The 11,319-nt window shown below is 62.4% G+C and carries 10 protein-coding genes and 2 tRNA genes; 8 read left to right on the forward strand and 4 right to left on the reverse strand.

The window, feature by feature from the left end; translation table 11 throughout:
- Positions 1-118: 118 nt before the first annotated feature.
- The 3 genes from ettA (at position 119) to CRD15_RS01995 (ending at position 3,258) form a co-directional block, all read left to right on the forward strand.
- A complete protein-coding gene (gene ettA / locus CRD15_RS01985) occupies positions 119-1,789 on the forward strand; it encodes an energy-dependent translational throttle protein EttA (RefSeq protein WP_034994114.1) in 1,671 nt (556 codons plus the stop codon).
- 179 nt (positions 1,790-1,968) lie between these two features.
- On the forward strand, positions 1,969-2,451 hold the full coding sequence (locus tag CRD15_RS01990) for a thioesterase family protein (RefSeq protein ID WP_034973342.1): 483 nt from the start codon (positions 1,969-1,971) through the stop codon (positions 2,449-2,451).
- A 75-nt stretch (positions 2,452-2,526) separates the two neighbouring features.
- Positions 2,527-3,258 (forward strand): hypothetical protein, encoded by a 732-nt coding sequence (locus tag CRD15_RS01995; RefSeq protein WP_187401780.1) that lies wholly within the window; start codon positions 2,527-2,529, stop codon positions 3,256-3,258.
- Positions 3,259-3,312: 54 nt separating this feature from the next.
- On the opposite strand, the gene CRD15_RS02000 is transcribed toward CRD15_RS01995, so the two are convergent.
- The 3 genes from CRD15_RS02000 to pepN all read right to left on the reverse strand — a co-directional run bounded on the left by CRD15_RS02000 (position 3,313) and on the right by pepN (position 7,292).
- Positions 3,313-4,107 (reverse strand): TSUP family transporter, encoded by a 795-nt coding sequence (locus tag CRD15_RS02000; protein WP_034973340.1) that lies wholly within the window; start codon positions 4,105-4,107, stop codon positions 3,313-3,315.
- A 2-nt stretch (positions 4,108-4,109) separates the two neighbouring features.
- Positions 4,110-4,499: a globin gene (locus CRD15_RS02005; protein WP_080716759.1), complete on the reverse strand. Its 390-nt coding sequence runs from the start codon at positions 4,497-4,499 to the stop codon at positions 4,110-4,112.
- A gap of 81 nt (positions 4,500-4,580) precedes the next feature.
- Positions 4,581-7,292 carry an aminopeptidase N gene (pepN, locus tag CRD15_RS02010; RefSeq protein WP_187401781.1) on the reverse strand — a complete coding sequence of 904 codons (2,712 nt, stop codon included), beginning with the start codon at positions 7,290-7,292 and terminating at the stop codon, positions 4,581-4,583.
- A gap of 60 nt (positions 7,293-7,352) precedes the next feature.
- On the opposite strand from pepN, the gene CRD15_RS02015 reads away from it, so the two are divergent.
- Together CRD15_RS02015 and CRD15_RS02020 are read left to right on the forward strand one after the other, a co-directional pair.
- Positions 7,353-7,997, forward strand: a complete 645-nt coding sequence (locus CRD15_RS02015) for a disulfide bond formation protein DsbA (protein ID WP_255463691.1) — start codon at positions 7,353-7,355, stop codon at positions 7,995-7,997.
- Positions 7,998-8,050: 53 nt separating this feature from the next.
- The gene (locus tag CRD15_RS02020; protein WP_034966920.1) at positions 8,051-8,524 is read left to right on the forward strand and encodes a ribose-5-phosphate isomerase; all 474 of its coding nucleotides are present in this window, start codon (positions 8,051-8,053) and stop codon (positions 8,522-8,524) included.
- A gap of 28 nt (positions 8,525-8,552) precedes the next feature.
- Here the strand turns inward: CRD15_RS02020 and CRD15_RS02025 are convergent, their stop codons facing one another.
- The gene (locus CRD15_RS02025) at positions 8,553-8,786 is read right to left on the reverse strand and encodes a hypothetical protein (protein WP_070550497.1); all 234 of its coding nucleotides are present in this window, start codon (positions 8,784-8,786) and stop codon (positions 8,553-8,555) included.
- A 171-nt stretch (positions 8,787-8,957) separates the two neighbouring features.
- Between CRD15_RS02025 and CRD15_RS02030 the strand changes: the two genes are divergently transcribed.
- From CRD15_RS02030 to tig, 3 genes are all read left to right on the forward strand, one after another.
- Positions 8,958-9,032: transfer RNA gene (locus CRD15_RS02030), tRNA-Gly, on the forward strand.
- A gap of 167 nt (positions 9,033-9,199) precedes the next feature.
- Positions 9,200-9,273, forward strand: a tRNA-Pro gene (locus tag CRD15_RS02035).
- Between the two features lie 253 nt (positions 9,274-9,526).
- Positions 9,527-11,140, forward strand: coding sequence for a trigger factor (gene tig / locus CRD15_RS02040; RefSeq protein ID WP_187401783.1), 1,614 nt, complete (start codon positions 9,527-9,529; stop codon positions 11,138-11,140).
- Positions 11,141-11,319 lie beyond the last annotated feature (179 nt).

Raw genomic sequence — 11,319 nt, forward strand, 5'->3', positions numbered from 1 at the left:
GGTAGTTCCGACGAGAATCCGAGGAGTAGCCCAGGTCGGCCTCTGCACGCTGGCACCACGTACACTGGGTGGGCGAATACATTGGGACACTAACCACGAAAGGTCAGAAGAGTTCACCGTGGGCGAGTTCATTTACACCATGAAGAACGTGCGCAAGGCGCACGGCGAGAAGGTCATTCTGGATAACGTCACGATGGCGTTCTACCCCGGCGCCAAGATCGGCGTAGTGGGGCCGAATGGTGCAGGTAAATCCTCCATCCTGAAGATCATGGCGGGCATCGATCAGCCCTCCAACGGCGAGGCCTTCCTGGATCCCGGCGCGACCGTCGGCATCCTGCTGCAGGAGCCGCCGCTGAACGAGGAAAAGACCGTTCGCCAGAACGTCGAAGAGGGCATGGGCGAGATCTTCCAGATCCGCCAGCGCTACGAAGAGATCGCCGAAGAAATGGCCACCAACTACACCGACGAGTTGATGGAAGAAATGACGACTCTGCAGGAGCAGATCGACGCGGCGGATGCGTGGGAGCTGGATTCCAAGATCGAGCAGGCCATGGACGCGCTGCGCTGCCCGCCGGCGGATGACCCCGTGACCAACCTGTCCGGTGGTGAGCGCCGCCGCGTGGCACTGGCGAAGCTGCTGCTTTCCGAGCCGGACCTGCTGCTGCTCGACGAGCCTACTAACCACCTGGACGCCGAGTCTGTGCTGTGGCTGGAGCAGCACCTGAAGGACTACAAGGGTGCCGTCCTGGCCGTCACCCACGACCGCTACTTCCTGGACCACGTCGCAGGCTGGATCTGTGAGGTCGACCGCGGCAAGCTGTACCCCTACGAGGGCAACTACTCCACCTACCTGGAGACCAAGGCCAAGCGCCTGGAGGTCGCAGGCAAGAAGGACGCGAAGCTGCAGAAGCGACTGAAGGAAGAGCTGCAGTGGGTTCGCTCCGGCGCGAAGGCTCGCCAGGCGAAGAACAAGGCTCGCCTGCAGCGCTACGAGGAGATGGCTGCGGAGGCAGAGCAGTACAAGAAGCTCGACTTCGAAGAGATCCAGATCCCGACCCCGCCGCGCCTGGGTAACCAGGTGGTCGAGGTTACGAACCTGAACAAGGGGTTCGACGGCCGGACCCTGATCAAGGACCTGTCGTTCACCCTGCCGCGCAACGGCATTGTGGGCGTCATCGGCCCGAACGGTGTGGGTAAGACCACCTTGTTCAAGACGATTGTCGGTCTGGAAGAGCCGGACTCCGGCGAGGTGAAGGTCGGCTCCACCGTGCAGCTGAGCTACGTGGATCAGAACCGTGAGAACATCGACCCGGAGCAGACGGTGTGGCAGGTCGTTTCCGACGGCCTGGACTACATCCACGTCGGCCAGAACGAAATGCCTTCCCGCGCGTACCTGTCCGCGTTCGGCTTCAAGGGGCCGGACCAGCAGAAGCCTTCCAAGGTGCTGTCCGGTGGTGAGCGAAACCGCCTGAACCTGGCGCTGACGCTGAAGCAGGGCGGCAACCTGATCCTGCTGGATGAGCCTACTAACGACCTGGACGTTGAGACCCTGTCTTCCCTGGAGAACGCTCTGCAGCAGTTCCCGGGCTGTGCGGTGGTCATTTCGCACGACCGCTGGTTCCTGGACCGCACCTGCACCCACATCCTGGCCTGGGAGGGCAACGTCGCCGAGGGCCAGTGGTACTGGTTCGAGGGCAACTTCGAGGACTACGAGAAGAACAAGGTCGATCGCCTTGGCCCGGAGGCTGCACGTCCGCACCGCGTGACGCACCGCAAGCTGACCCGCTAGTCGCTGAAGCGCGTTAGCGCAGCACGCGGCGCAGGCTAACTAACTGGCCTGCGCCGCGTTTCTCGCTTCAAACCGTGTACCTACGTGAACCTGTGTGAATGGTGTGGCAATATAGGTTCGTAAAACAAAAGTAACGCGCGGGGTTTGACTGCGCGGAGTTAAACGAGGTTCCACACGCAATGCCCTTCATCGAATACGAGGTCACCGGGACTCGCTGGCACACCTGCCACCGCGAGCTCCGCTGGTCCGACTTCGACCAATACCAACACGTCAACAATGCCAAGTACCTGGAGTTTGGCCAGGACGCACGGATGGTGTTCCTGAAAGACGTGCTGATGGAAATGGACATTGCTGTGCCCCCGATGTTCGCCCGCCACACCACCATCGACTACCCGTTCCCCCTGTCGCCCGGGGAATCGGAGGTAGCCGTAGCCTCCTACTTCATCGACGTGGGGCGCAAATCCTGCACCATGCGGCAGGTACTTCAGGATTCCGTCGGGCGCGTGACCTGCACCATTGATGCCGTCATGGTGGGCATCGACGTAATGACGGGGAAGCCCCGCGAGTGGAACGACCAGGACATCAACAACATCAACATGTTCCTGATCCCCGCGGACCACGATGTGGTCACCGACCGCGCCACCACGGCCGCGCGTTTCTAAGTCGCCCGGACTCTGACCTGCAAGCGCTTAGCCCGCGCGGGCTTAAACTTTGGGGAGGGCTAAGGTGGGGGAACTATGGGCGTCACAATCGATTTACAGGGAATAGTTGATTCGCGATCCGCGACTGCGGCGGTGAGCGCCATGCGGCGTGCGGGGGCAGTGATGAAGCGCGCGCTGGTGATGGATCCGGGTGCGCTCGTGCGCCTGAGCGCTGTGGGCGAGCGGTCGACGGATCTTTTCATATCGACGCCACTAGGCTGCGTGGCTTCCGTGCGAGTACCAGGGCAGGTAGGCGGCGCCGGTACAGGTGATAGCGCAAGTGCCGGTGCGGTGGCCTACGCCAGCGAAGCGCTAGGAGCGATCGTCGCGTTCGAACCCGGCCAGCAGACCCTTGACTTGGGAGCGGACATGGATCTGATGTGGGTCGGTTCGCTGCCGCCACAGCAAGGCTTCGAGCTGATCGACACAGTACCGGGCGACGTGCTGCGCGGCTTGCACGCGGACATGGCCACGGAGAACGAGGCGAACTCCGGTCCCATGGGCATCGCGCGCAGCCTGTTGGAGCAGCAGGTGTTGACGGTGCAGCGTACGGAATCTAGTGACGCCACCGACTCCGTCGCACTGGAGGGGCGAACCATCGCGGCACTCGGCGGCCTGCGGCTGGTTCCAGAGCCAGGGGAGAAGCTGCGGGATTATGATTATGTGCGCGTGAGTGCCAGCGGGTCGTGGATCCGGGTGGATGCGTTGGTTGGCAGCGTGTATGCACCGCGCCCCGGTGGGCTGGCGCGGGTGCCCGGGCCACGCTAGAGGCTTTTTGGGGGCGGGGGCCAGGGCCTTTGCACGTGGGGTGCTGTGAGTGGATTAGGCGCTGACGTACATGTCGTAGCCCAATTTGGTGCTCATGACGACAACAACGACGAGCAGCGCGATGCGGACAAAACCGGTTCCCTTGGAAAGTACCAGGCGTGCCCCTACCTGTGCTCCGGCCACATTGAAGACCGCTAGGCCGAGGCCCAGCGGCCAAAGAACGTGGCCGCCGATGGCGAACACGGTCAGCGCGCCCAGGTTCGTGGCGATGTTGATGATCTTCGCCAGCGCGGCGGATTCCACGAAAGACCTGCTAAGAAGTGCCGTAAACACGATGATCAAGAAGGTGCCCGTGCCTGGGCCGAAGAAGCCGTCGTAGGTGGCGATGGCTCCCACCGCGAAGAGCGCGATGAGCCACCGGCGGCGACTCTGTGCCGGTGCGCGCTGGGGAGTGCCGAAGCTGGGTTTAAGGGCGACATAGGTGCCAACGGCTAGCAAGAGGAAGATCACCAGAGGGCGCAAAACCTCTGTGCTGAGCGCCGCTACTAGCAGCGCGCCCGAGGCTGCGCAGACGAATGCAAGCGGAACCCCATAGGCCACCAGCTTGCGGTCGATCTTTTGGCGAATATCAGAGGATCGGAGCATGCGCGCGGCAGCCGAAGAGGTTCCAAAAACCGCCGCGAGTTTGTTCGTCGCCATTGCAGAGGCTTCGGGGGTCGCGGGGGCGACGATCAAAATCAGGGGAATGAGGACCAGGCCACCGCCACCGACGATGGCATCAATCAAACCTGCGACGAAGGATCCCACTGCGAGGATCGAAAACGTCTCGGCGGAAAGCTCTGCTAACACGATTAGTGCTGATCAGGGGCGTTGACCAGCATGTGCGCGACCCGTTCCATGTGATCCCACATGGCTGCGCGGTGCTCGTCGGGGAGCTGTTCGCTATCGACAGTTGCCATAGCGTTGCCCATGAGCTCTAGCCAGCGGTCGCGGGCGGCCGTATCGATGTGGAAGGGGGCGTGGCGCATTCGCAGGCGCGGGTGGCCGCGCCGGGCGTTGAACTCCGCGGGGCCGCCCCAGTACTGCACCAGGAACCAGCGCAGGCGATCTTCGGCGCCTTCGAAGTCCTGTTCCGGGTACATCGGTGCGAGGATATCGTCGGTGCGGACCTGGCGATAGAACTCGTGCACGATGGCGCGGAATGTGTCCTCGCCGACAGCATCGTAGAAGCTAGAAGTCATGCTTCAACCTTAACTGTTCCGCGATAGCGGGCGGGGCGGGATGGGCGCAGCCCCGCCTGCCATTAGGGCGCAGCCCCGCGGCTACTTGCCCGCCGCGTCGACAGCTCGGGCGTCGAAAGCGCGGGCGGCCTTGGCTCGTGCCACGCGGTCGCGACCTTCGCAGAGCACGCGACGCAGACCGCTCGGGGTGTCCTCCGCCTTCACGAGGTTAGCGATGGCGGCATCCGTGGCGTCGCTGTGATCCCAGGTGGGGTAGATGCCCTCCAGGGTGCGCAGAGCCATCTCTGAGTTCAGGGACTTCCACCACTCCACGGCATGGGCAGCGTAATCGGCGCTGAACTGCTGCAACAGGTCGGCGTGGCCGACGTGCACCAGTCCAGCGTTGCGGTGGCGCAGGCTCAGGTTGCTCTGCTGCGGCGCCTCCACGGTCAGGGAGTGCCAGACCTGCTGCTTGGTCTGCTCATCCGGCACGGAGGAACGCGCCTGCAACGCCAGCGCCGCACCGCTGGAGGACTTGTCCTTAGCCTCCTCGGCAGCGATGCGCTCCTCGACCTGCTCGGAGGAATCTCCGGTGGCGCGGGCCGCAGCCGTCAGCGCGATGATGATCGCCCAGCGCAGATCCTGGTCCACGTCGAGGCCCGGGATCGCCTCGGCGCCGTCGCCAGCCTCACCCAGCAGCGCACGCAGCACCTCCGCCGACTCGGCAGAGTGCACGCACCCCACGAACGCGCGGATGAAAGCCAGCTGGGCCGGGCCGCTGGTCTTGCGGGCAGCAGCCAGGAAGGCCTCCCGCAGCTGCGCCCAGCCCTCGTCCGCCCACTCCGGGTCGGCGTAGTTCGCAGCCGCCGAGCGCGCCTGGGCCAGGATCTGCTCCAGCACTGCCAGCTCGGTTTCCTCGGCAGCGCCCCCGGCGACCAAGCCGATGAAGTCGCGCGCCCGCATCTGCGCGTTGCGCGTCATCTGCCAGGTCGCGGACCACACCAGGGCGCGCGCCATCGGGTCGGTGATGCGCGCGATGTTGGGCACGCCGGTTCCGGCCCCGTCGCTACCTGCGCCACCAATCGCCGTAGCCAGGGACCCCTCGTCCAGCGCCATATTGCCGTAGGCCAGGTCGTCGTCGTTGACCAGCACTAGGTCGCCAGCGGGCACACCCACCAGCCCGGGAACCTCGGTTCGCGCGCCGGAAATATCCAGCTCCACGCGCTTGGTGCGCTGCAGCGCACCACCGTCAAAGCTGTACACGCCCACGGCAATGCGGTGGGTGCGCGTTTCGCCCGCGCCGGGCTGCGCACCAGACTGCTCCACGGCGAAGGAGCTATAGGCACCGTCCGTCACCTCGAACACCGGGGTCAGCGTATTGATGCCCGTCGTGCGCAACCACTGATCCGACCAGTCCGACAGGTCGCGGCCCGAGGCTTTCTCCAGCGCACCCAGCAGGTCCGCGAACGTAGCGTTGCCCCAGGCGTGTGCGGCGAAGTGTGCGCGGATGCCCGCGAAGAATTCCTCCAGCCCCACGTAGGCCGCCAGCTGCTTCAGCACGCTCGCGCCCTTGGCGTAGGTGATGCCGTCGAAGTTCGCCTCCACCGTCTCGATATCGCCCGCGTCAGAGAACACTGGGTGGGTCGAGGACAGCTGGTCCTGCGCATACGCCCATGCCTTCTCCTTGCTGTTGAACGTCACCCATGCGGTGTCGTACTTCGTCGCCCCCGCCTGGCTCATGGCTGCAGACCAAGTAGCGAAGGATTCGTTCAGCCACAGGTCGTCCCACCACTTCATCGTCACCAGGTCGCCGAACCACATGTGCGCCAGCTCATGCAGGATCGTGTCTGCGCGGCGTTCGTACTGGTAGTGGCTGGCTGCGGAGCGGAAGATGTACTCGTCGCGGATCGTCACCGCACCCGCATCTTCCATCGCGCCCATGTTGTACTCCGGGCAGAAAATTTGATCGTACTTGTAGAACGGGTAGCCGATGCCGAACTTATCCGCGTAGTAGTCGAAGCCCTGCTTGGTTACCTCGAACAGCTCGTCGGAATCCAGGTACTCCGCCAGCGACTGGCGGCAATACAGCGCCAGTGGCACGCGCATTTCGCCACTGGTCTGCAGGTTCTTGCCCAAAGGATTGTCGGCCAGCGCTTCCGCGGTCTCGGGGTGCTCGGTGATCGTGCCACGCCATTCGTCGCGCACCACGTGCCACGGGCCTACGCAGAACGCAATGAGGTAGGTCGACAGCAGGTAGTCCACGGTCGCGCTGTGCTTTTTCTTATTGACGCCCGCAGCCTCCGCCACGGAAACCTCATTGTTCGTCACCACGGTCCACTCGGCGGGCGTGGTGAGCTCAACGTCATAAGTCGCTTTGATGTCCGGCTGGTCGAAGCAGGCAAAGACCCGCTTTGCGTCCGCCGTCTCGAACTGGGTGTACATGTAGGCCTGGTCATCGCTGGGATCGAAGAAGCGGTGCAGACCCTGACCCGTGGTGGAGTACGGAATCTCCGCCTCCACCAGCAGCTCGTGCTGGCCACTAGACAGGTCGTTCAGCGGAATGCCCGTAGTGGCGTCATAAGCAAAGTCCCCAAGTGCCGCGCCATCGAGCTCCACCCGCAACAGCGAGTCCGCGCGCAGATCCAAGAAAGTAGACCCGGCGCCGGACGTGAAGGTGATGCGGGTCAGCGAGCGGAAGAGCTTGTTGTCGGGCTTCTCGCCGCCGGAAAGATCCAGCTGGATGGAGTAGTGAACATCGCTAATGAGGTTGGCGCGATGCTCAGCCTCGGTACGGGTTAGGTTGATGGAAGTCATGCAGACCACCCTAGTAGGAGCGCCGGACAGGGGAGCCACGCGATGGTTAGAGTGGGGGACATGACTGAACCACAGAAGCAGACCGTAACCATGTTCTTCGACGCTATCTGCCCCTTCGCCTGGGTAACCAGCCGCTGGCTGATGGAGGTGCAGGAGGTGCGCGACGTAGAGGTGAAGTTCCAGCCGATGAGCCTTTTCGTGCTGAACGAGGGCCGCGACCTGGATCCCGCCTACCGCGAGAAGATGGACGCCGCGTGGGCGCCGGCGCGCGTAGCAACCGCAATCTGGCAGGAACACCCGGAGAAGCTCTCCGCCTGGTACACCGCGATGGGCACCAAGATCCACAACGAGCAGCGCGCGGATGCCACCGATCCGCACGGCTACGACGAGCTGATCGCTGAGTCCCTGGAAGAGGTCGAGCTGCCCGCCGACCTGGCGAAGGTTGGCCACCTGGCTGCAGACGACGAGGGCTCCTACGAGGCGCAGCTGCGCGAATCGCAGGACAAGGCGATCGAGCTGGTGGGTGACGAGGTCGGCACCCCGGTCGTGCAGCTGGGCGACGTGGCCTTCTTTGGGCCGGTCATTACCCGCATCCCGCGTGGGGAAGAGGCAGGCAAGATGTTCGATGCCTCCGTGACCCTGGCGGCGAACCCGCACTTCTTCGAGCTGAAGCGCTCCCGCACCGAAGCGCCGGTAGCGGAGTAAAAGATGCCCGCGGGATAGCGCCCGCGCGCCCGGCGACCGGCTAGACTGGCACCATGCGTATTTACCTAGGTGCAGATCATGCCGGTTTCGAGATGAAGAACGTGATTAAGGATCACTTGAGCTCCAAGGGCTTCGAGGTAGTGGACTGCGGTGCCCACACCTACGACGCGGACGATGACTACCCGGCTTTCTGCATTGCAGCAGCCAAGTCCGTCGTGGAGGACGAGGGGTCGCTGGGCATCGTGCTCGGCGGCTCCGGCAACGGCGAGCAGATCGCCGCGAACAAGGTTCCGGGCGCGCGCTGTGCGCTGGCGTGGTCCGTGGAGACCGCGAAGCTGGCCCGTGAACACAACAACGCCCAGCTGATTGGGCTGGGCGGTCGTATGCACTCCGAGGAGGAGGCGCTGGCTATTGTTGATGCTTTCGTTTCCCAGCCGTGGTCGGAGGCGGAACGCCACCAGCGCCGTATCGACATTCTGGCGGAGTACGAGCGCACGGGCGAGGCCCCCGCGCTGCCGGAAAACTAGGTTTTCTTGGTTCTTTAGTTCTTGATTCTTAGTTCGCGGTGGTGCTCGACGCGTTCGATGCGCCATCGCGCTTTTCTTGCCACTCCTTGACCACGTTGGAATCCCACAGAGTCAGCCCGTGATATTTGGTCACCGGGCGAGGTGCACGGCCGCGTCCCGCGTAGCTCGTGAAGGTGCCACGGGCGGTACCGGAGAACTCGGCGCATTGTGCTGCAGTCCAGAGTTCCGTGCCGGTTTTCTTGTCCACGATGATTGGTTCCATGACACTAGAATCTACCGCTAAAGATGGGCTCCCTCAATGCGATACGCAGATTCGCTACACCTGCATACCCCCGCAAGAACGCAGGTTAATAGTGGTTTGGTGGAAGGATTTTGCTGGACACTGGGGGTTATGGTGTAACATCACTGGGCGTAGCAGAAGCTAGCTGCTTATGGGAATGTCGTATAGTGGCTAATACCTCAGCCTTCCAAGCTGAAGACGCGGGTTCGATTCCCGTCATTCCCTCCACTTTTTTCGAGGCAGCTCCTCTGGTCGCGATCGTTCGCGAAACCGGGGGAGCTGCCGTTTTGTATTTAGCGGTCTGCTGCCAGTAGAGTAGCGTTCGCAGCTTCCGCGTACCTTGCGTTCGGCGCTTGGCGTTCGGCGTTTGGGTTAAATGTGCGGAGTATGCGGCTCGGGATATGGCGCAGTTTGGTAGCGCACTCGCTTTGGGAGCGAGGGGTCGCAGGTTCAAATCCTGTTATCCCGACATTTTTTATTTTGTCGCTTTTTTAGTGACGCCACCCTGCGGGGTCGTTGCCTTTTGGCGATGAAGTGGGGGTTTGCGGTCTGAACCGCCGGGGGAATCCAAGGCCTGTTGGTGGCGGTTGAGTTCCGAAACCTGACCCCCGCGTGATGTGCCCGGCGATGGTTCTATAAAATTGAGCACCGACCGTACAAGCGCTGCGTGACGAACGATGACCGCGGTGCATGAAGCTATCAATACACAGGAGTGTGCATTCGTGAAGAGCTCTGTAGAAAATCTGAGCACCACCCGCACCAAGCTCACGATTGAGGTCCCTTTCGAGGAGCTTAAGCCAGAGTTCGATAAGGCTTACAAGTCTCTTGCGCAGCAGGTAAACATGCCTGGCTTCCGTAAGGGCAAGGTTCCGGCGAAGATTCTGGAAGCCCGCCTGGGTCGCGGTGTTGTTCTGGATCAGGTTATTAACGAGATGCTGCCTTCTCGCTACAGCCAGGCTGTAGAGGAGAACGACATCAAGGCTCTCGGCCAGCCGGAGATCGAGATCGCGGAGCTGGAGGATGGCAAGCACATTACCTTCACCGCTGAGGTTGACGTCCGCCCGGAGATCGAGGTTCCGGACTTCTCTGATATCTCCGTTGAGGTTGCACCGCTGAAGGCTGACGATGAGGCCATCGACGCGGAGCTGAAGAACCTGCAGGCTCGCTTCGGCACTCTGAAGCCGGCTGACCGCGCAGTGAAGAAGGGCGACTTCGTCTCCATCGACCTGTCCGCCACCATCGACGGCGAGACTGTCGACGAGGCCACCACCGAGGGCCTGTCCCACGAAGTTGGCAACGATTCCCTGATCGAGGGTCTGGATGACGCTCTGATCGGCATGAAGGAAGGCGAGGAGTCCACCTTCACCTCCAAGCTGGTTGCCGGCGAGCACGCTGACGAGGAGGCTGAGGTTACCGTCAAGCTCGGTTCCGTCAAGGAGCGCGAGCTGCCCGAGCTGGACGATGACTTCGCTCAGCTGGCCAGCGAGTTTGACACCCTGGACGAGCTGAAGGAATCCCTGAAGGGCCAGGTCGAGCAGCAGCTGAAGAACACCCAGGCTGGCGAGATCCGCGACAAGGTTCTGGCCGCTGCGCTGGAGAAGACCGAGTTCGACCTCCCTGAGTCCGTTGTCAAGGAGCAGGTCGACGCGCAGATCCAGCAGATCATCCAGCAGTTCGGTGGCGACGAGAAGGTCTTCGAGTCCATGCTGGCTGCCCAGGACATGACTCGCGAGAAGTTCGAAGAGGATGCCCGCAGCTCCGCTGAGGATTCCGTACGCACTCAGCTGTTCCTGGATGCAGTTGCAGATGAGGAAAAGCCGGAGGTTTCCCAGGAAGAGCTGATGGATCACATCGCCTTCACTGCTAACCAGTACGGCATGGATCCGAACCAGTTCATCATGCAGCTGCAGCAGGCCGGTCAGCTGGGCAGCCTGTTCGCAGACGTTCGCCGCGGCAAGGCTCTGGCGCTGAACATCGCCAAGACCTCCGTGAAGGACACCGACGGTGCAGACGTGGATCCGAAGGAGTACTTCGGTGATCCGGAGGCTGATGCCGACAAGGCGGACTCCGCTAAGGAGGACAAGGCTGCAGAGAAGCCGAAGAAGGCTCCGGCGAAGAAGTCCACCAAGTCCACCGCCAAGAAGGCAGCGGCTAAGAAGTCGACCGCCAAGAAGAGCACCACTAAGAAGGCTCCGGCGAAGAAGACTGCGGCGAAGAAGTCCACCAAGTCCACGGCCAAGAAGTCGACCGCCAAGAAGAGCACCACTAAGAAGACTGCGGCTAAGAAGGCCACCAAGTCCTCCGCTAAGAAGGCTGCGGAGAAGAAGGAAGACTAGGAATTCCCTTTTAAGCTTCCGCCCGCCGCCGGAACCTCTCGCTGAGGTTCCGGCGGTTTTCTTTTTGCCTGCCTTTGAGCACGGCTACCGTGCGCTGACAGCGAACAACCCCACCAGAAGGCACGCTTTGTCCGGAGCTGTGACTAGGCTGGGGCGCAGACAAAAGTGAACTTTCGTAA

The sequence above is a fragment of the Corynebacterium sp. LK28 genome, from assembly GCF_014335105.1.
Lineage (GTDB): Bacteria > Actinomycetota > Actinomycetes > Mycobacteriales > Mycobacteriaceae > Corynebacterium > Corynebacterium macclintockiae.